Source organism: Nocardiopsis sp. NPDC055551 (assembly GCF_053619415.1).
In genome coordinates, this window is record NZ_JBSHJJ010000008.1 from 242,611 (window position 1) to 263,488 (window position 20,878).

At 67.5% G+C, this 20,878-nt stretch carries 12 protein-coding genes and 1 riboswitch; of the genes, 10 read left to right on the forward strand and 2 right to left on the reverse strand.

Features of this window, described 5'->3' with window-relative positions; all coding sequences use genetic code 11:
• Positions 1–104: 104 nt before the first annotated feature.
• From ACWGSK_RS16705 to ACWGSK_RS16740, 8 genes are all read left to right on the forward strand, one after another.
• On the forward strand, positions 105–3,050 hold the full coding sequence (locus ACWGSK_RS16705) for a sigma-70 family RNA polymerase sigma factor (RefSeq protein ID WP_358512953.1): 2,946 nt from the start codon (positions 105–107) through the stop codon (positions 3,048–3,050).
• A gap of 197 nt (positions 3,051–3,247) precedes the next feature.
• A complete protein-coding gene (locus ACWGSK_RS16710) occupies positions 3,248–4,891 on the forward strand; it encodes an NYN domain-containing protein (RefSeq protein ID WP_358512951.1) in 1,644 nt (547 codons plus the stop codon).
• A 34-nt stretch (positions 4,892–4,925) separates the two neighbouring features.
• Positions 4,926–5,489 carry a hypothetical protein gene (locus ACWGSK_RS16715; RefSeq protein WP_358512949.1) on the forward strand — a complete coding sequence of 188 codons (564 nt, stop codon included), beginning with the start codon at positions 4,926–4,928 and terminating at the stop codon, positions 5,487–5,489.
• 388 nt (positions 5,490–5,877) lie between these two features.
• Positions 5,878–6,084, forward strand: a riboswitch (cobalamin riboswitch).
• A 156-nt stretch (positions 6,085–6,240) separates the two neighbouring features.
• Entirely contained in the window at positions 6,241–8,829 is a 2,589-nt protein-coding gene (locus ACWGSK_RS16720; protein WP_358512947.1) for a ribonucleoside-diphosphate reductase subunit alpha, read from the forward strand.
• Positions 8,830–8,923: 94 nt separating this feature from the next.
• Entirely contained in the window at positions 8,924–10,003 is a 1,080-nt protein-coding gene (locus ACWGSK_RS16725) for a ribonucleotide-diphosphate reductase subunit beta (RefSeq protein ID WP_358512945.1), read from the forward strand.
• 204 nt (positions 10,004–10,207) lie between these two features.
• On the forward strand, positions 10,208–11,419 hold the full coding sequence (locus tag ACWGSK_RS16730) for an acyl-CoA dehydrogenase family protein (protein ID WP_358512943.1): 1,212 nt from the start codon (positions 10,208–10,210) through the stop codon (positions 11,417–11,419).
• Between the two features lie 378 nt (positions 11,420–11,797).
• Positions 11,798–12,010 carry a DUF397 domain-containing protein gene (locus ACWGSK_RS16735; protein WP_358512941.1) on the forward strand — a complete coding sequence of 71 codons (213 nt, stop codon included), beginning with the start codon at positions 11,798–11,800 and terminating at the stop codon, positions 12,008–12,010.
• Between the two features lie 442 nt (positions 12,011–12,452).
• On the forward strand, positions 12,453–14,603 hold the full coding sequence (locus ACWGSK_RS16740) for an ATP-binding protein (protein ID WP_452456208.1): 2,151 nt from the start codon (positions 12,453–12,455) through the stop codon (positions 14,601–14,603).
• Between the two features lie 22 nt (positions 14,604–14,625).
• On the opposite strand, the gene fxsT is transcribed toward ACWGSK_RS16740, so the two are convergent.
• Together fxsT and ACWGSK_RS16750 are read right to left on the reverse strand one after the other, a co-directional pair.
• Complete coding sequence (gene fxsT / locus ACWGSK_RS16745) at positions 14,626–17,175, reverse strand: FxSxx-COOH system tetratricopeptide repeat protein (RefSeq protein ID WP_452456166.1); 2,550 nt, start codon at positions 17,173–17,175, stop codon at positions 14,626–14,628.
• 620 nt (positions 17,176–17,795) lie between these two features.
• Complete coding sequence (locus ACWGSK_RS16750; RefSeq protein WP_358511845.1) at positions 17,796–17,966, reverse strand: hypothetical protein; 171 nt, start codon at positions 17,964–17,966, stop codon at positions 17,796–17,798.
• A 552-nt stretch (positions 17,967–18,518) separates the two neighbouring features.
• Between ACWGSK_RS16750 and putP the strand changes: the two genes are divergently transcribed.
• The gene (gene putP, locus ACWGSK_RS16755) at positions 18,519–20,081 is read left to right on the forward strand and encodes a sodium/proline symporter PutP (protein WP_452456209.1); all 1,563 of its coding nucleotides are present in this window, start codon (positions 18,519–18,521) and stop codon (positions 20,079–20,081) included.
• Positions 20,082–20,210: 129 nt separating this feature from the next.
• Positions 20,211–20,834 (forward strand): putative glycolipid-binding domain-containing protein, encoded by a 624-nt coding sequence (locus ACWGSK_RS16760; RefSeq protein WP_452456167.1) that lies wholly within the window; start codon positions 20,211–20,213, stop codon positions 20,832–20,834.
• The last annotated feature ends 44 nt before the right edge of the window (positions 20,835–20,878 follow it).

Below are 20,878 nucleotides of genomic sequence, written 5' to 3' on the forward strand. Positions count from 1 at the left end.
GATAGGGGATATTTTTCGAGAACGTGTTTTCGGACGCCGAACCCACGCCCCCACGTCCGGTTCCGGTCAGCGGTGGGGCTGGACTACGAGTGAAAGGGCGCGGGGTGACCGACGCCGAAGGGGAGTACACAGAGACATTGCTCGGTGACGCTCAGATCATCGAGCAGGTCAAGGGTGGCGACAACGCCGCCTTCGGGGCCCTGTACGAACGCCACGCGACCGCCGCGCGTGGGCTGGCCCGCCAACTTCTGCGCGGTGAGGCCGAGGTCGAGGACGCCGTGGCCGAGGCGTTCACCAAGGTGCTCAGTGTCCTCCAACGCGGGGGTGGTCCCAGCGACGCCTTCCGGCCCTACCTGCTCACCGCGGTCCGCAACGCCGCCTACGACCGGGGCCGAGGCGAGAAACGCCAGGTCGTCACCGACGACATGGAGAGCTACGACTCGGGTGAGCCCTTCGTCGACCCCGCCCTCGAAGGGCTGGAGCGATCCCTGATCGCCCGGGCCTTCCTCTCCCTGCCCGAACGCTGGCAGTCGGTCCTGTGGCACACCGAGATCGAGGGGGTCAAGCCCGCGGAGGCGGCGACCATCCTGGGAATGAACCCCAATGGGGTGGCCGCCCTGGCCTACCGCGCGAGGGAAGGGCTGCGGCAGGCCTACCTGCAGATGCACCTTGCGGGTAGCGGGACCGCGGAGACGTGCCGTCCCACGATCGGTCTCTTGGGCGCCTACGTGCGTGGTGGCCTGGCCAAGCGGGACACCGGCAAGGTGGACCGGCACCTGGACGACTGCTCCGACTGCCGCGAGGTGTACGCGGAGCTGATGGACGTCAACGTCGGGCTGCGCGGGATCGTGCTTCCCCTGGTCGTCGGCTTCGGCGCCACGGGTTACCTGGCGTCCGTTCCCGGTGCGGCCGTTTCCGGCGCCTGGTGGAACCGGATGTCCAAGCGTCGGCAGCAGGCCACGGCGGGCGCCGCCGCGGCGGCCTGCGTGGCGGTGTCCGTCGCCCTGGCGATGGTGGGCGCGGACGCCCCGATCGAGGAGGACCCCCCGACGGCGGCGGCTCCGCCGATCGACGCCCCCGCGGAGGACCCACCGCCCCCGGCCGCGGACTCGGATGACCCGGACACACCGCCCGCCGATCCGCCTGCGCCGGAGGAGCCCGTTCCCGCGCCGGTGCCCCCCGCGGACGTACCCGCGGCCGAGTCGCCCGATCCGCCCCCGCCTCCGAGTGAGCCGGAACCCGTCCCCGAACCGGAACCGGAACCAGAGCCCGAACCGGAACCCGAACCGGCACCCGAAGAGCCCGAGGTACCCGAGGCACCCGCGGAGTGGCCGGAGTTCGCCGTGGGCATCGACCCCGTCGGCTCCCTCGTGCCCGGTGGCGACGGGATCATGGTCCTGGACGTGCTCAACACCGGCGCGGACACCACCGAGGACGTGGTCGCCGAGATCACCCTGCCCCCCGGTGTGGAGATGGTCTCCTCGGGTGGTGCGGGCAGAGCGATCCCGTTGTCGGTCGGTCACGGTGACTGGGGCTGTTCCGCCGGTGGCGGCGGTGGTGAATGCGTGCGGTCGGACATGGCCGCCGGTGAGAGCAGCACCCACTTCCTGGATGTCCGAGTGGCGCCCGACGCCGACGTGGACGTTCCCGCCGACGTGGCGGTCTCCTCCGGAGAGGTGCGCTACACCGCGACCGGTGAGCGTGGCGTGTCCTCGGAGGGAATCCCGGCCAGATACGCCACGGCCGGTCAGGTGCGCTCCGAGAGCGTGGGCAACACCCTGATGACCTGCATCGAACCCGAGCAGCCGGAGAACCCGAAGAACCCGTGGCCCTGGCCGTGGTGGGAGCGTCCGCGGGTGCCGGGGAGCGGGGACGACAACCCCCTGGCCCCGCCCGAGCGGTCACCCGACGCGGAGACCGATGTCGACCCCGACTCCGAGCCGGGTGCGGACGACGCCGATCTTCGTCGCCCTCCCGCGGACACCGGGACCCCTGGGACGGAGGGGGAGGGTGCGCTCGATGATCTCCTCGGGGAGGGAGGGGAGATCGGCGGCGAAGAACAGGAATTCGATCACGATCTTCCGGGGGTCCCCGGGCTTCCCGGAAACGAAGGGTCGGACGGCGGGGAATCCGGTACCGAGACCCCCGAGGCGCCCGAGGCCCCCGAGACCCCGGAGGAGACCGAAGGACCCGAGGCGCCAGAGGACGGTTATGAAGAGGAACCGGAGGAGGACGAGGAGCCGGGCGAGTGCGCGCAGGCCCGCGACCGCTCCGGTGAGCGTCTCGACAACGACAACTGGGTGATGGGGCCCCTGGACGACGACCGGGACCCCACGACGACTTCGTCCAGCGCCGCGACCTGGGAACTCCCCGCGGGCGGATCCGTGCGCTGGGCCGGACTGTACTTCTCCGCGGCGGGCGACCCGAGCGCTCCGACCGCTCGGATCAAGGGGCCGGGCATGGCCTCCTACACGACGGTCACGGCCGCCGACGTTCGTTCCGCCGAGCTGCCGGCCTACCCCGCCTACCAGGCGTTCGCCGAGGTCACCGAGCTGGTGCGTTCAGCCGGCGGTGGCCAGTGGTGGGTCGGTGACGTTCCCGCGACCGAAGGTCGGGGGGCGTACGCGGGGTGGAGCCTGGTGGTGATCCTGGAGGACCCCTCGGTGGAGGGGCACCGGCAGGCCATGGTTCTGGACGAGACCTCGGCGGTCTTCCAGGACGAGGTCGGCGCGCGGTTCCCGGTTTCGGGACTGCTGCCGGCGTCGGTCCCGGCCACGTTCGACGTGGTGGCCTGGGAGGGTGACGCCGATCTGGGCGGGGACCGTGTGCTCTTGGACGGCGTCCCGCTCGATCCACGCGAAGGCGGCGGTGACGCCGGCAACGTCTTCGTGAGCTCCGCGCGAGGCTCGGATGGCGACCCGATGACGTTCGGGACGGATGTGGTCCGATTCGACGCGCGGCTCGGACGCGAATCGGAAATCCGAATCTCCTCCGGACAGGACGCCTTGTTGATGGGCGCGATCGTGCTCACGGCCCCGATGCGCACCTGAGTCGAACATCGGTGCGGAGTTCATCGTGTGCACAGGGCGACCGAAGGGCCCGCGCCGACCGGGAAGGCCTCCTGTGTGTAGCAATGTATTGACGGGGAGTATTCAAAGGCGGCACGCAAAATCAGACAGACTTGGCTAGGCTGTGCCCCGGTCATGGATATGGCCCCAGAGATCGACAGGGAAGGGGGCGGTGTCACGTGGACCGTTGCGCGTTGTTCGTCGACGCGGGATACCTTCTCGCCGACGGCGCGATGGCCGTGCACGGAACCCGGAACCGGGACTCCGTCGCCTGGGACTACTCCGGTCTCGTCCAGTTCCTCAACGAGGTCGCACGGGATCGCACCGGCCTGCCGCTCCTGCGTTGCTACTGGTACGAGGCGGTCGCCGACGACCGGAGGGCCCAGGAACAGGACGGCATCGCCGACATCCCCGGCATCAAGTTCAGAGCGGCGAAGATCCGGCCCGGCCGCCGCGAGGGCGTGGAGGGCTACGTCCAACGCGACCTGACCACCTTGGCCCGCACCGGTGTCCTCTGCGACGCCGTCCTGGTGAGCGGTGACGAGGACATGGCCCCCGTGGTCGCCGACGTCCAGGACCTGGGTGTGCGCGTCACCGTCGTGCACATCTCGGTGGAGGGCAACTGGACCATCTCTCGGGCGCTGCGCCAGGAGTGCGACGACCTGATCGAGATCGGCGCCGGTCACCTGCGCCCGCACGTCAACCTGCTCTCCGGTGGTGGATCCACCCAGGAGAACGCGGCGAAGACGACCACGCCCTTCGCCAACGGACGCTCCCAGGCCCCCGCCGAACAGTCCCCCCACCCGGTGGCCTCCGGGCCCCGGAACGGCATGGTCGAACCGGCCACGCCCTCCACGGGTGGACTCGAAGCGATGTTCGCCGGCACCGGTGGCCAGCCCGTTCCACAGGGCAGCGCCATGGAACAGTTGCGCGCGATGCGTCGCTCGCTGGCCCAACAGCGCGGCGACCACCTCGCCGGCCCCTCGGGCGAGAACGCCCCTCCCGGAGCGATCGACGCCAACGGTTTCCCCTCGGGGGGACAGGCGGTGAACGGCAACGGGGTCTACCCGGGCGCCGGTCAGAACGGGCAGGCCGGGTACGTCGGCCCCCACACGGGCGCCCATCCGGCGCCGCGTGGAGCGGACGGAGGGTACGGGCTGCCGGCCAGACCCGGACCCGCCCAGGCGGCCGGAGGCGGTCCACAGGGCTTCGCCGGAACGGGCCCACAACAGGCCTTCTCCAATACGGGACCACAGCCCGCCTTCGGGGCGGGCACCGGTCCACAGGCCTCGTTCGCGCCCGACCCGCAACAGGCTCCACCCCATAGAAACCCTCCCGCCCCCGACCCCAGGTTCGGTGGCGGACACGGCGAGGAGCAGGGGTTCGGAGGTGGGGCGGACACAAACCCTACCTATGGGACCAGTACGGCAACTGACACCGCGCACAGCGGTGGCGCCGCGCCCCGTTTCGGGGAACGGCGACCTACTGGTCCCGAGTACGACGGCCGATTCGGCCCCGGCGGTTACCAGGAATCCACTCACAGTCCTGGATATGCCCAACAGACGGGGCTCGGCGCGCATACCGTTGATGATGCGGTGCACATCGCGCACAAGGAAGGGAACGACTTCGCGGAGTCGATCGCACGCGAGGCGCCGGTCCTTTGGGTGGAGGCCGTCCTCGCCCGCAGGCCCCGGATGCCCTCGGACCTGGAGGCTCGTCTGCTCCAGGGATCCTCGCTCCCGATCGACCACCTGCTGCGCGACGAGGTCCGAGATGGACTGCGCCAGGGGTTCTGGCAGGCCTTGGAGCGTGCCAGGCCCTGATCGGTGGGTGGGGAGAGCGAGTTGGGATGGGGCGATGCGGTTGACCCACGTGACGACGGCAGAACTCGACCGGTTGGAATTCCACGCCGTCCGATCCGGTGAACACGGCCGGACCGCCGCCCGACTACTGGACCTGGCCAACAGCGTCGACGCCGGTAGCGAGGTCACGCGGGCGGAGCTGTTCGTACGCGCCGGAGAACAGTGGGAGATCGCCCAGGAGTTCGAACGCGCCTGTTCCGCCTATCAGCGGGCCATAGACGATGGTGGCCCCACCGTGGTCGACGCGCACGCCCTCAGCGCCGGCGCCCTGTTGCAACTGGACGAGCGGCAGCAGGCCGAGGGGCACCTCAAGCGGCTGGAGACCGGTGAACCGGTCGGATTGCCCACCCACATCCACGTCACCGAGGCGTTGTACGCCCACGACGACCTGGAGGGCGCCGAACGGTGGGCCACCGTGGGCGCCCGACGACACGCCGGGCGCCCACAAAGTCCGTGCGATCGGGATCTGTTCCTCGAACTCCTGCGGATCCGATTTCGGATCAGGGCCGACCTCGGGCTGGCGGAGGATGATCTGGACCTCCTTCTCGACCAGGAGTGACCGCGCGATCCGACGAGATCGTAGGCGATCGGAGCGGGCGGCCTCCGGTTCGGTCGTCCCGCGCGTGTCCCGTGGTGGCGGGTTTCGGGGTGGGGCGGCGGCGCGGGTCGAGCACCGACAGACCGGGATCGGCCGGCCGCGAGTGAGGTTTCCTACCCTGCCCAGAGGTGCCGTGGCGGACACCCGGGCGAGGTGCCGGGTGCGTTCGTCCCGGGAACGTCCTAGGCTGTGACGCGCCCCCTTCGGGGACCCCTCCCGATACCGTCGCACAGCCCCGTTCCGGCGCTTTCATACCACGCCCGGGAGGCGTGTTCGACGACCGTCGAAGAATCTGAGAAATCAGCGACACGCCATCATCTTGCGGTGTTCCAAGCCGCCATCCCCTAGATGTAGTATCTGTCCCGCTGGTGGTTCACCGGGCTCGCAAGGGGCCGGTGACGCGAGAGGGAACCCGGTGCGAGTCCGGGACTGCCCCGCAGCGGTGAGTGGGAACGAAGGTCGTCACGCGCACCGGGAACCCCCGAAAGGTCCCGGGAAGCGACGGCTCGGTAGGGCGCCCACGAGTCCGAAAACCTGCCATCGGCACACACCCCCAGGTGTGTACAACGTCGGGGCTTCGAGGGAGAGTCGCCGCGACCCGACGATGGACCGCACGCATCCGGTGCGGCGATCCATCGTTGTGAGCCGCACGCTTGTCACTTGTGCCCCCGCACCCCCACCGGGACTCTTTTACCGAGGTTGGAGCCGCTGTATGACCCTTGACGTCGAGGCCGTGCCCGCATCCGTTCGGCCCGGACCGAACAACGAGGGCGGTCGTCCCGCCGCCGTCGACCGGATCGAGCATGTCGTGGCCGAGGCCTGTGCGCGGCTCTCCGGCGTTTCGGCGGAGAAGGTCCTGACCGAGGCGCGTCGCGGGTTCTACCCGGGCATCGCCGACGCCGAGGTCGAGCTCGGCGTCGTCATGGCCGCCCGCAGCTTCGTCGAGGTCGACCCGAACTACTCCTACGTGGCCGCTCGCCTGCTGCTGGACAAGCTCCGCACCGAGGCCCTGAGCTTCATCGGCGGCGCTCCCGAGACCGCCACCCAGGCCGACATGGCCGAGGGCTACGCGGGCTACCTGGCCGCCTACGTCGGTCGTGGCATCGACCTCGGGCAGCTCGACCCCGCCCTCGCCCGGTTCGACCTGGGGCGTCTGGGCAAGGCCCTGCACCCCGAGCGCGACGAGCAGTTCACCTTCCTCGGCATCCAGACCCTGTACGACCGCTACTTCCTGCACAGCGACGAGGTCCGCTACGAGCTGCCGCAGGCGTTCTTCATGCGCGTCGCGATGGGTCTGGCCCTCAACGAGGACGACCGTGAGGCCCGCGCGATCGAGTTCTACGAGCTGCTGAGCTCGTTCGACTTCATGGCCTCCACGCCCACCCTGTTCAACGCGGGCACGGTGCGCGCGCAGCTGTCGTCCTGCTTCCTGACCACGGTCGGCGACGACCTGCAGGACATCTTCCACGGCATCAGCAACAACGCCATGCTGTCCAAGTACTCGGGCGGTCTGGGCAACGACTGGACCCCGGTCCGCGGCCTGGGTTCCCACATCAAGGGCACCAACGGCAAGAGCCAGGGCGTCGTCCCGTTCCTGAAGATCGCCAACGACACCGCGGTCGCGGTCAACCAGGGCGGCAAGCGCAAGGGCGCGGTCTGCGCCTACCTGGAGACCTGGCACATCGACATCGAGGAATTCCTCGACCTTCGCAAGAACACCGGTGACGAGCGCCGCCGCACCCACGACATGAACACCGCGAACTGGGTTCCGGACCTGTTCATGCAGCGTGTGGAGGAGCAGGGCACCTGGACCCTGTTCTCGCCGGACGAGGTCCCGGACCTGCACGACAAGTACGGCAAGGACTTCGTCGAGGCCTACGAGAAGTACGAGGCCGAGGCCGAGGCCGGTCGTATCAAGGTCTCCAAGAAGATGCCCGCCGTGGACCTGTGGCGCCGCATGCTCACCATGCTGTTCGAGACCGGCCACCCGTGGATCACCTTCAAGGACCCGTCCAACCTGCGTTCGCCGCAGCAGCACAACGGCGTGGTGCACTCCTCCAACCTGTGCACCGAGATCACGCTGAACACGAACAAGGACGAGGTCGCGGTCTGCAACCTCGGTTCGGTGAACCTGCCCCAGCACGTGGGCCCGGACGGCGTCGACGTCGAGCGTCTGCGTCGTACCGTCCGCACCGCCGTGCGCATGCTCGACAACGTCATCGACGTGAACTTCTACACGATCCCCGAGGCGCGTCGCGCGAACATGCGTCACCGCCCCGTGGGTCTGGGTCTCATGGGCTTCCAGGACGCCCTGTTCAAGATCCGCACGCCCTTCGCCTCCGAGGGCGCGGTGAACTTCGCCGACGAGAGCATGGAGCTGATCAGCTACTACGCCATCGAGGCCTCCATGGAGCTGGCCGCCGAGCGCGGCTCCTACGAGAGCTTCGACGGTTCGCTGTGGAGCCGCGGCATCCTGCCGATCGACTCCCTGAGGCTGCTGGCCGACTCCCGCGACGGTGCCCTGGAGATGGACCGCGGCGAGACCCTGGACTGGGACTCACTGCGCGAGCGCGTCAAGACCACCGGGATGCGCAACTCCAACGTCATGGCGATCGCGCCCACCGCGACCATCGCCAACATCACCGGTGTGAACCAGTCGATCGAGCCGGTCTACCGGAACCTGTTCGTCAAGTCGAACATGTCCGGTGACTTCACCGTCGTCAACGACTACCTGGTCCGCGACCTCAAGGAGCGGGGCCTGTGGGACGACGAGATGGTGTCCGCGCTGAAGATGCACGACGGCAGCCTCGGTGAGATCGACCGGGTCCCGGACGACCTCAAGGCGCTGTACGCCACCGCGTTCGAGGTCGACCCGACCTGGCTGGTGGACGCGGGTTCGCGCCGTCAGAAGTGGATCGACCAGGCCCAGTCGCTGAACCTGTACATGGCCGCGCCCAGTGGTAAGAAGCTGGACACCCTGTACCGTCGCGCCTGGCGCTCCGGGCTCAAGACCACGTACTACCTGCGTTCGCAGAGCGCCACCCACGTGGAGAAGAGCACGCTGAAGGGCACCGACGGCCGCCTGAACGCCGTGTCGGCCACCCCGACGCCGGCCGCCGCGCCGAGCCCCGTCGCGACCCCGAGCCCGAGCCCGAGCCCGGCCGCGACCCCGAGTCCGGCAGCGAGCCCCCGCCCGGCCCCGGCCCCGGTCACCGAGCCCACGGAGCCCGAGGACGAGTTCGAGATCATCGAGGACCAGGCGTGCAGCATCGATGACCCCGAGTGCGAGGCCTGCCAGTAGGAACGCCCGGGGCCGGCGGGCGACCCCCGCCGGCCCCTCCTCGCCCCTCCACTCCCGTAGACGACCCGGTACGACCGGAGAACGGAACACGAGCATGACCGCGGTTTCCGAGAACAACGCCGCCTCCACCGGTCTCGGTGAGATCCAGCGTGACGCCGAGCGCGTGAACGTCGACGACAAGGCGATGATCAACGCCCGCGCCGACGTGAACCAGCTGCTGCCCCTCAAGTACACGTGGGCGTGGGAGAAGTACCTGTCGGGGTGCAACAACCACTGGATGCCCACCGAGGTCGCCATGCAGGCCGACATCGCGCTGTGGAAGTCCAAGGACGGGCTGACCGACGACGAGCGCCTCATGCTCAAGCGCAACCTCGGTTTCTTCGCCACCGCGGAGTCCCTGGTCGCCAACAACATCGTCCTGGCCGTGTACCGCCAACTGACCAACCCGGAGTGCCGCCAGTACCTGCTGCGCCAGGCCTTCGAGGAGGCCGTGCACACCCACACCTTCCAGTACATCTGCGAGAGCCTGGGCCTGGACGAGGGCGAGCTCTTCAACATGTACCGCGAGGTCCCGTCCATCACGGCCAAGGACGCCTGGGCGCTCAAGTACACCCAGAACCTTGAGGACCCGGAGTTCCGCACCGGCACGCCCGAGGCCGACCAGGCGTTCCTGCGGGACCTGGTCGCGTTCTACGTGATCTTCGAGGGCATGTGGTTCTACACCGGCTTCGCGCAGATCCTGTCGCTGGGCCGCCGCAACAAGATGGTCGGTATCGCCGAGCAGTACCAGTACATCCTGCGCGACGAGTCGATCCACCTGAACTTCGGCATCGACGTGATCAACCAGATCAAGATCGAGAACCCGCACCTGTGGAGCGAGGAGTTCCAGGCCGAGGTCCGGCAGATGCTGATCGACGCCTGCGAGCTGGAGGTCTCCTACGGCCGCGAGACCATGCCGCGCGGTGTGCTGGGGTTGAACTCCGAGCTGTGCGAGAAGTACATGCACTTCATCACCGACCGGCGCGCCGAGCAGATCGGCCTACAGCCCATCTTCGGTGAGACGGAGAACCCGTTCCCGTGGATGTCGGAGATGATGGACCTCCAGAAGGAGAAGAACTTCTTCGAGACCCGAGTGATCGAGTACCAGACGGGTGGCGGCCTGGACTGGGACTAGATCCTCTTCCCGGGAGAGACCTCTCCCTCCACGGCCCGGGGCGGGCGCGCGCCCCGGGCCGTTCGCGTGCCCGAGGAGGGTGCCCGGGTTCCTGGCCGGTTCCGGTAACGCGCTGACCGGAGGAGGCCAGAACCCGAACGAAGTCGCGTCGCCCGCGTCGAAACCGGGTGCGACCAGGAAGTTCCTGGCGCGGAGGGGAGCGACGTGGAACATTACTTCGGTGCTGAGCGGCACCGGACGCTGCGGGAGGAAGTACGCGGGTTCGCACGGCGGGAGGTGGAACCCCGGGTCCCCGAGATGGAGCGACGCCGTCGCGTCGACAAGGGCCTCTCCCGGCTGATCGCCGAGCAGGGCTGGCTCGGGGCGACCGTGGACCGAGGCTACGGCGGGATGGGACTCGGACACCTGGCCAAGACCATCATCATCGAGGAACTCTCCAGGGTCAGTGGGGCGATGGGCGCCATGGTCCAGGCCTCCCAGCTGGGGGTCGCCAAGATCGTGCACTTCGGCGACGAGGCACAGCGTTCGACCTGGCTGCCCGAGGTGGCCGCGGGCCGTTGCATGCCCACGATCGCGGTCACCGAGTACGGCTCCGGCGGGCACGTCCTCGGGATGACCACCAGCGCGGTGCGCGACGGTGACGAGTACGTGCTCAACGGGCAGAAGGTGTTCGTGGGCAACAGCCACGTCGGTGACCTGCACGGCGTGGTGGCCCGGACCGGCCCCGGATCGAAGGGCCTGTCGGCGTTCCTGGTCGAGTCGGACCGCCCCGGTTTCTCCCTGGGCCGGCACGAGGGCACGATGGGGTTGCACGGCTTCAGCTTCGGTGAACTGCGCTTCGAGGACTGCCGGATTCCGGCCGCCAACATGCTGGGTTCGGAGGGTGATGGGCTGTCGGTGGCCTACTCGTCCAGCGTCCTGTACGGGAGGGCCAACCTGGCCGCGGTGGCCCTGGGCATCCACCGCGCCCTGGTCGAGGAGACCAGCGCCTATGCCCGCCGACAGCATCGCTACGGCAAGCCGCTGGCCGAGGTCCCGGCGGTCAAGCTCAAGCTGGGCCAGATGCAGTCCCGGTTGATGGTGGCGACGCTGTCGCTCTACCACGCGGTGTCGTTGCTGGACCAGGGTCTGCCCTGCGATCACGAGCTGATCAACGCCAAGCTCGTCAACGTGGAGTACGCGCTGGACACCGCGCGCAACGCCATGGAGGTCCACGCGGCCCGCGGTCTGTACACCGACAGCCCCGTCGAGCGGTACCTGCGCGACGCCCACCACATCTTCGCGCCGGCCGGCACGAGCGACGTCCAACTCCTGCGGTTGGGAGAGGTCGCGTTGGGCACCGACAAGGGTCAGTGGTCCGAACGCCTGGCGGGTCGGCTGAGGACCGCACCGGAGCCGTTGCTCTCGGTGGGCTGACATGAAGTGCGGGGGTGGGAGGGGAAGAGACCGCCCCCGCCGGTCAGGTCAAAGGTAGGCCCTTTGAAAATGCCATCAAAGAGGCACGAAGAATGACACTCGATACCAGATTTCCCGCCGAAAGGAAACGGTCTGGTCACCACATGGGAACGGTTTGACAAACTGAAAGGATGTCCGGTTTGGGGCTCGCGTGGCAGGTGTTGCTACGCTACCGTTCCGATCATCACTTCCCGCCGATCCAGTGCGTGCTTGCTTTCATCGCTTGCTGCCCGTGATCCGTTCCGGGCTGCCAAGTCATCATAGTCCATAATATGAGATCGCCCGGGCGCTGTGCGGGAAAAGGCCAAAGTCAACGAAGACCAAGGGCAGGGTCGGCGCATGTTCGAAACACACATGGGGAACTCCCAAGACTTCTTCGGTAGGTGGCGCAAGTCGCACTACTCCTACGACATCGGTGCCTGCTGTGAAGTGCTCAACCTGACCTCAGGGGAATCATTCTTCCGTGACTCCGTTCACCCGGAGGATGCGCAGTTGAAGTTCGAGAACCGTGAGTGGACGACCTTTCTCGCGGTTTCGAAGGGATCCTTCTAGCTCTTTCGGTGTTGGGGCCTGACAGGTCCCGGGACGCGACCTCCCACCCGGAGTGTTCCGAGTGGGAGGCGGTAAAGGCCGTTTGTTGGGTAGGGAGCGCGGGGTAGGTTCCTGCGTGCCCCGAGCCCGGTATTCGAAGCGGAGCCGCACGGTGTCCGACACTTCACACCACAATTCCCTCGAACATCTTGGACAACATGAACCCGCCAGGGTCGAGTCACGGATTTCGTGGGTGTCCGGCCAAGCGGTCCAAGCCAGGGACGTCCACGGTGGTGTTCATTTCCATGGCTCCAGCGGCGTTCTACCGCGCCAGGCCATCCCCCGTGAGCTGCCCAGCGACGTACACGGCTTCGTCAACCGTGTCGCGGAACTCAAGACCCTCGACGTCCATCTCGATGATCATGACATCGGTGATTTGCGTGGGACCCTGCTCCACACCATCGTGGGCACTCCCGGAGTAGGGAAGACAGCACTGGCCCTACATTGGGCCCACCGAGTCCGGCGTCGCTTCCCCGATGGGCAGCTCTACTCCGACCTTCGGGGATATGGCACCGGCCGACCGGTCTCAGCGGACCAGATCTTGGACCGCTTTCTACTCGCACTCGGAGCGACAGCGGACGTCGTTCCACACGATGTCGATGGCAAAGCGGGTCTGTTCCGATCTCTCATCGCGGACCGTCGCATTCTCGTCATCCTGGACAACGCGGCGACCACAGCCCAATTACGTCCTCTGCTTCCAGGGACATCCACCTGTGCCGTACTGGTAACGAGCCGCGACAGGCTGTCCGGTCTGGTGGCGCTGGAGGGGGCACGACGCTTGACGGTTCGGGCTTTGGAGTCCGCTGAAGGAGTGGCCCTCTTGGAAGGGGCCGCCGCCCGGCACCGTCCAGATGATTCTCCGGAGGAAGTCGCCGAACTGGCCCGACTCTGTGGTCACCTTCCTCTAGCGTTACGAGTCGCGGCTGAACGCGCGGTGAGCCGCCCGTACATGCCCTTGGGCGACCTCCTGAGGGACCTCCGGGACGAGTCCACCTTGTGGACCGTTTTGGCGAGCGAACCCGAGGACGAGTCGCACGTTGTTCGTTCGGTTTTCTCCTGGTCCTATCGGCCCTTGCCTGAAGAGACGGCTGGAGTATTCCGTTCCCTGGGCCTGTACCCGGGGGTGACCTTCGGGACGAACGCGATCGCCGCACTCTGCGGAATGTCCACGACGGTGGTTCGCCATGCGTTGGACGCTCTCGTAGGAGCCCATCTGGTCGAGCAAACGGATGCCGATCTTTACCAAGTCCATGATCTGCTGCGCTCCTTCGCGTTGGACAGGGCGCGAAACGAGGATCCCGAAGAGAAGAGGCGTACCGCTTTGGAGAACTTGGCCCATTGGTACCTGTACTCCGCTGACGCCGCGGCCCGGGCCACCGACTCCCACCTGCGTCATCACGATCTGGGTGGGGTTCCGAGGCCGGAGACGGAGGTGCCCACCTTCTCTGGTCACCAGGATGCGCTTCGCTGGTTCGATCGTGAGTCCCTGAACATGTCCGCACTCGTGGAGGCCACGGCCGAAGCCGGACTGGACGCGCTCACTTGGCGGTTTCCCGTCATCCTGCGCCATGTGTACGTCTTCTACGCCTGCGGCTCCGAGTGGGAACGAATGATCGAATCGGGGATGATCGCGGCCACTCGCGAGAGGAACAGGGAAGCAGAGGCCGATCTACTCGAAGCATCGGGCATGGCCTGTGTGCAAGGCCATCGCTACCCGGAGGGTTTGGAACGCCACCGCCGGGCCCATGAGCTCAGGCGAACGATGAAGGATGAATTCGGAGTGGCGATGTCCCTCAACGCCATCGGAATCGTCCATCTGAGGGTCCGACGGCTCGACCAGGCCGCACAGCACTTCCGTCGATCCCTGGAGATCCTGGAGCCGCTCTCGAAAAGAACCTGGTCGGGGATCGCTCTCGGCAATCTGGCCAGGACCCGCTTGGAAGAGGGACGGTTCGAGGAGAGCTGGTCATTGGCTGAGCGGGCGGCGCGCATCCACCACGAGACCGGTAACCGGTTGAGCGAGTTCTCTTGCCTGACGACCCTGTGCGTGGCACAGAGAGAGTCGGGGCACACCGAGCAGGCGTTCATGGCGGTGCGGCTGGCTCTGGAGGTCGCCGCACAATTGGGTGGTTCGCTTCGTGAGGCACTTGCTCTGCTCGAACTCGGGATGCTGCTTGTCCGGGTCCGTTCCTGGGACGAGGCGATCGCCGCGTACCAAAGGGCGGCGGTGCTCTATCGACAGGGCGGGGACCTCATCGGTGAGGCCCGAGTGCTCGAAGCGACGGCGGATGCCCACCTGGCCATGGGACGTGCCGATGACGCGGTGCGATCCTATGCCCGAGCGATCGAGGGTTATCGATCCGGCGACCATTACCGTCGGTCCCTCGCGCACTGTCTGTATCGGCTTGGTGAACTGCACCGTGACGCAGGACGAGACCACCACGCGCGGCGAGAGTATGAGGAGGCCTTGGAGGTCTTGAAGGGTTCCATCGAGGCCGATTCGTCCGGACTTCGGGAGAGAATCGAAGGCCTGATACGAAACGGCCTGACATGAAACCTGCACCAAGAAGTTCGTGTTACAAGGGTGCGATGGGGAAGACATCGCAGTCCTGCCGCGTGAAGGTGGACATCGACGCCGCACCAGGGTGATCGGAACCGAACCGATCGATGAATACCGCCCGCAGTTCACTCCACTTGGCAGCCATGTCCTCACCCATGGCATGCCGGGTCACCAGATGGTTCCGATGCGTGGTCAACAAGGTCGGGTGGTCGGAGGGCAACCGAAGCAGACAGTCCGCGACCGTCATGGCCTCCAACTGGTGTGCCTCCTCGACACGGTCGAGGTGGAACAGATCGGTGGCCAGGTTCAATGTGGCCGGTAAGCAGCTGAACGCTCCCGGGCCGTAGATGCGCGTTAGGCGTTCCAGTCCCTCTTGATCGAGTTTGAGTGCTTCGGTGTAACGACCCGCGGCCCGCAGCACGATGGCTGCGCTGAGACGAGCGGTGGCGGGAAACGGGTGCTCGTTCGGATAACGCTCGTCCAGCGGACGCATGAGCGCCTCGGCCTCACGGACCGCCTCTTCCAGGTGTTCGTCGGAGCCCGTGCCCGCCAGGTTCACCATGTTGATCACTCGGCAGTACAGCACTTGCCGGGTATCGGCGGGATGGTTGCGTCGGTACATGGTCAGAGCTCCTTGCGAGAGCTCGGTGGCCGGTCCGGTGCGGCCAAGTCTGCGGTAGGTGACGGACAGGAACATCTTTCCCTGGAGCACGTGCGGGCTGTCCGGTTGGGCCGCGGAGGTGAAGCGGTCCATGCACTCCTCGATCTGGATTCGTGCCTCCTCCAGGCGGCCCAGCAGGATGAGGTTGAGGCCGACCGACAGGCCGCTGCGCAGGGTGTGCACGTCGTTGGGGCCCAGCACGAAACGCCGGCCCCGGAAGGTGTGCTGGTCGATGGCGAGGGCGGCCTCGAACCGGCCCTGTTCCTGGAGGACCTGGCCGTAGTCGTGCGCGGCCTCCAGGGTCTGCGGGTCGGATTCGCCGTACTCGGAGCGTCGGTGTTCGAGGATGCGACGGAAGTGCCGACCCGCCTCCTCGAAGCGGCCCAGTCCGCTGAAGGAGATGGCCACCGCGCGCAGTGACTCCAGGGACTCGTCGTCGTCACCGCCCACGCGTTCGATCTGGTCGGCGTGGATCCGCTCGGCCTCGGCCAGGGCCGTCACGTACTCGCCGTGGATGCGCCGGATCTTGTTGCGGCGCAGCCGCGCGTGCATACGGAGGGCGGGGTCGTCGGACCAGGAGTTGACGGCCTGTTCGACCAGGCTGGTGGCGTTGGAGTAGTCGCCCACCTCGGTGAGGAGGTCGACCACGTTCAGCACCAGGCCGCGCACCCGTGGATCCCGACTCAGCCAGGCCTGCGAGGCCTTCACGTGCGCGTACAGCCGGAGGTACATGGTCCGGTAGGCCGGGTCGGTGGGGTTGCCCGGGTCGCTCCGCGCCAGGATCAGGTGTGCCAGGTCCCGGTACCGCACCCGTTCGGCGTGCGGCAGGGACTCGCGGATGACCGACTGGAACAGCTCGTGCAGTTGGAGGGTGTTCCGCTCGTGGTCGAGGTAGGCGAGGTGGTGGCGGCTCATGAAGTCGAGGACTCGCCCCAGGAGTGCGTCGTCGCCGAGCAGCGCGGTGCCCGAGGGGGTCGGGCCCAGGTCACGGGGGCGGGAGAACAGGGCGCGCCCCAGGGGACGCGGCGCGAAGAACGCGCAGAGCCGGATCAGCTCCAGGACCATGTGCTCGATCTCGTGTTCTTCGCCGCCCGAGGCCAGTTCCTCGGACTGGATGCTCCATGCCACCTTGAGGGGGATCGTGTGGTCGTCCGGGCCGGAGTAGCAGAGCATCCGGTTGTAGCGTTCCTCGAACGTGTCCAGGAACTCCGCGGTGGGAACCGCCGACTCGCGCAGGAACGCGCCGACCTGGTTGAGGGTCAGGGGCAGGTATTCGAGCAGTTCGGCCAGACGTTCACCGTCCCGGGGGTCTTCGAGGCGTTTCGGGCAGACCTGGCGCAGCAGCGAGAGGCTCTCGGCGTTGGTGAGCCGGGGGACGACCTGTCCGTCGAACCGGCCCGCCGGGAGCGTCCGGGTGGTCCGACGGTGGTCGCGGGAGGTGACGAGGATGTTGCCGTCCCCTCCGGTGGGGAAGTAGTCGGTGGCCAGCCGTTCGACGTCGGTGACGTCGTCGAAGACCAGGAGCCAGCGGCCGACGGCGTGCCCGCCGGAGAGGGCGTCGCGTACGGTCTGGACGGCGCGGGGAACGTGTTCGTAGGCGACCGGCAGTCCGATGTGTTCGGCGAGCCGCAGGTAAGCGCGGTGCGAGTCGATGTCGGTGGAGGCGGGGATCCACCAGATGAGGTCGTACTCCTCCGAGTGACGGCGCGCGTACTCGGTGGCGATGCGGCTCTTGCCGACACCGCTTCCCCCACCGATCAGGAACCGGGATCCGGGCCGGGAGAAGACCTCGTGGATCTGCTCCAGAATGGCCTCCCTACCGGTGAAGTGCGGGTTGGCGCGGGGAACCCCGCCGATCACCGGGAGACGGGTGGTGTCCCTCTTCCGGAGGCGGCCGGTCGTCATCGGTCCACCAGCTTTCTCATATGGCGCTGAGCGAGGGGCCCGGCGACGCGGGCCGGGGATGACCGTTCACCGGGGACTCTCGGACGGTCACGGGTCGAGCACACGGATGGGGCGGGCCGGGTCGGGCCCGGTGCCCGAGGCGAGTCCCGAGAGGGATACGCGGTGCGCGCGCGGCCGCGAGGATGTGCGCGCGCAGGGGTCTCCCGCGGTGAGGAGGGCGTGCCCGGGGCATGGTGGGGGGACGTGCGGTGTCCGTCCACCGCCCGCGTGATCCGTGACCCTGGGGGTCCGGGGCACCGGTTCATGGCGTGATCCCCATGCCTCGCGTGACGACGGGTCCGGTGGACATGAAGACCATCACCGGACCGGGCGGGTTTCCCGCTGTGGGTGGACGGGGCCGACAGCGGGCGCTTGGTCCCAGGCTAGGTTCTGCCTTCGTTTCTGTCGATAGTTGTCCACAGCCTGTGGACAACGGTTGCCGGAACGAGTCCGCGGAAGCGAAAAACCGGCCTGAACGCGCGTTCTTGCCACGTGAAAAAGGAGATGTGGTGCCATCCGAAAATGCGCAGGCCAGGCCATGGAAAGGAAATGGAGGGGCGGGAACTCCTACCGGGCGCGCGTCAGCCCGAAGTGGGTTCGGGTTCGTAGTTGCGCATCATCATGGAGTTGCATTTGGTGCACAGGTGGCGGGCCGACCCTGGTGAGGAGGGCTGCCAGTCGTGCTCACCGCGAGGACATATCCCCGATGGTCCGATACTGCGGGCGCGGATGGCGGCGGGCTGTGCGTCCATGCGGCAACGTTAACGCGCTCACCCCGCTTTCCACCACCCTCGGCCGTGGAAGGTCGGCCGGAGGTCCACTCCTCCCCGAAGAACGCCGAACCGGTCGGGTTCTCGGGTTTTTCCGGACAAGCGGGCCGAACGCGACCTCGCCGGTTCGGGCACGGGCCCGGAGGACCCGCCGGCCTACCTGTGTGGTCTGGAGGCGGGTACGTACGCCCTGGGCGGCCAACCGTCCACGGCGGAGGGGCCGACCCGAGCGGTCCGCCGATCGCCCACCCACAGCCCGCACGTGCCCCGGCGACCGGGCGCCCATATTGTCGTGAGGTCCCATGACCTGATGACTGGCATGTCCGATCAGACAAAGGAGATGCCCGGGCGGTGGCGGGACGGACAATTGTTCCTGGTCGAAGACTCGACGAGGTCTCGAACGGGTGTTTTTCCGCACACGGGCATTGTGGTCCAGGCGGGCCAAGGTGATGATCTGTTTGTTCCGCATAAGTTACGCATAACGGTCCGACGTTGGCGTTTTTCAGGGAAAGGAGGGGACGGTTGAACGACTCCATGATCTGGTCGATCCTGACCTTCGGTGTGTACCTCGCCGGGATGGTCGCGATCGGCCTTTGGGTCTACAAGCGCACCGTCTCACAAGCCGACTTCGTGCTCGGCGGCCGGCAGCTCAACAGCTGGGTCACCGCTCTCAGCGCCAACGCCAGTGACTTCAGTGGTTGGCTGCTGCTGGGGCTTCCCGGAGCCATCTACGTCTCAGGCCTCGGCGAGGCCTGGATCGCGGTCGGACTGGCCTCCGGTTTCGCCGGCAGCTGGATCCTTCTCGCTCCGCGGCTCCGCGTCTACACCGAACGGGTAACCGACACCCGGTCCGGCGGGGACTCCGACTCCCTCACGATCTCCTCCTTCATGGAGAACCGTTTCAACGACCCCACCCGAATGCTGCGCGGGGTCTCCGCCGTCCTGATCATCGTCTTCTACTTCTTCTACGTCGCCTCCGGCCTCGTGGCGATGGCATCACTCTTCGACATGGTCCTCGGGCTGTCACCCGTACCCGCCATCGCGGTGGGTGCGGGCATCGTGGTGCTCTACACCGTGCTGGGCGGATTCCTCGCGGTCTCCTACACGGACGTGGTGCAGGCCGTCATGATGTGGCTGGCCCTGCTCATCGTCCCGGTGCTCGCCATCTCGCTCCTAGGTGGGTTCGGCGGGCTCGCGGACGGAGTCGGCGCCAAGGCCGACGGTCTGATGTCGGCGTTCGGTGGAACCTCCCTGGACGCGGACCTCGGAACCTGGGTGAGCGCGGAGACCTTTGGCTGGGTCGTCGTCATCTCCGGACTCGCGTGGGGCTTCGGATACTTCGGTCAGCCGCACATCCTCGCCCGCTACATGGGGATCCGTTCGGTGAAGGACATCCCCAAGGCCGCGGTCGTCAGCGTGGGCTGGGCGGTCTCCGCCATGATCCTCGCGGTCCTGGTGGGCTTCATCGGCATCGCCTACTTCGACACCCCGCTGGGCGACCCGGAACAGGTCTTCCCGCGTTTGATCGAGGCCCTCTCCCACCCGGCGGTGGCCGGGCTCCTCCTGGCCGCCATCCTGGCCGCCGTGATGAGTACCGCCGACTCCCAGTTGCTGGTCGCCGCCTCGGCCATCACCGAGGACGTCTACAAGGGCTTCGTCAACAAGGACGCGGACCCCCGCTTCCTCATGTGGGTCAGCCGCGGCACCGTCGTGGTCGTGGCCGTGGTCGCATCCCTGGTCGCCCTGTTCGGTGACAGTTCGGTCATGGACCTGGTCGGCTACGCCTGGGCCGGGTTCGGCGCGGGCTTCGGTCCGGTGCTCCTCATGGCCGTCTTCTGGAAGCGCATGACCTGGGCGGGCGCCCTCGCCGGCATGATCGCCGGCGGCGGCATGGCCATCCTCTGGGACTTCATCGACGAGGCCTTCCTGGGATGGGGCCTGTACGCCATGGTCCCCGCGGTCCTGCTCAGCTTCGCCTGCATGCTCGTCTTCAACGGCCTGGGCAAGGTCAGCCCGCAGATGGAGGCCGACTTCGACCGCGTCGAGGCCGAGATCAAGAACGGTGGAAGGGACGAGGAACCCACCACCACCGCCTGAGTCCGTCGGGGCACCGGATCGTCAAGGTCCACAGGTCCTGTAACGAAAGGCTTCCGGGCCCGTGTCACGTACGGCACGGGCCCGGTCGCGCTCTGGCGTGGGTCGGTCCCGGAACGGTAGAACGGTGACATGTCGTCACCGACGGAACACCCGGCAGCCTGGACCCGCACCGACGTCCCCGAAGGACTGGGGCTCGGCGCCCTCCTGCCCGAACCCGATGGTTTCCGCCTGGAGGCCGGGGAGACCGTCGTCGAGGACGAGGGGAGGTACTTCACCCGTTTCACCGTGCGAACGGACCTGGCCTGGGCGACCACGGAGGTCCGCGCCGAGGTCCTCTCCGCCGGCGGCACGGAATCGATCACCCTCCGGGCTCAAGGCGGCCACTGGAGCGACGGCAACGGTCGTGAACTGCCCGAACTGGTGGGCTGCCTCGACGTCGACGTCGCCGCCACACCGCTCACCAACACCCTCCCCATCCGCAGACTGGGCCTGAGACCGGGGGAACACCGCGACATCACGGTCGTGTGGATCGACGTCCCTTCCCTGCGCGTCAGACGTGTTCGCCAGCGCTACATCCGGCACGCGGCCGAGGGCGGCCTGGAGTGGTACACCTACCGCGACCCCCTGCACGGCGAGTACCGGATGTCCGTGGACGGGGACGGTGTGGTGGTGGACTACGAACGCTTCGCCCGCAGGCTTCACCCGGGTTCCCCACCCCCTCGACACGTGCCCTCCCGCCAGACTCCGAGGTGACCGAAGGGGCGCCGGGATCGGGGAACGTCGAAGCGCGGACCCTG

What these genes read in the sequence shown, in the direction of transcription:
- ACWGSK_RS16715 (WP_358512949.1), top strand. Translation starts at nt 4,926, where the DNA reads ATGCGGTTGACCCACGTGACGACGGCAGAACTCGACCGGTTGGAATTC.
- ACWGSK_RS16760 (WP_452456167.1), top strand. Translation starts at nt 20,211, where the DNA reads ATGTCGTCACCGACGGAACACCCGGCAGCCTGGACCCGCACCGACGTC.
- fxsT (WP_452456166.1), bottom strand. Translation starts at nt 17,175, where the DNA reads ATGACGACCGGCCGCCTCCGGAAGAGGGACACCACCCGTCTCCCGGTG.
- ACWGSK_RS16720 (WP_358512947.1), top strand. Translation starts at nt 6,241, where the DNA reads ATGACCCTTGACGTCGAGGCCGTGCCCGCATCCGTTCGGCCCGGACCG.
- ACWGSK_RS16735 (WP_358512941.1), top strand. Translation starts at nt 11,798, where the DNA reads ATGTTCGAAACACACATGGGGAACTCCCAAGACTTCTTCGGTAGGTGG.
- ACWGSK_RS16725 (WP_358512945.1), top strand. Translation starts at nt 8,924, where the DNA reads ATGACCGCGGTTTCCGAGAACAACGCCGCCTCCACCGGTCTCGGTGAG.
- putP (WP_452456209.1), top strand. Translation starts at nt 18,519, where the DNA reads ATGATCTGGTCGATCCTGACCTTCGGTGTGTACCTCGCCGGGATGGTC.
- ACWGSK_RS16750 (WP_358511845.1), bottom strand. Translation starts at nt 17,966, where the DNA reads ATGGACGCACAGCCCGCCGCCATCCGCGCCCGCAGTATCGGACCATCG.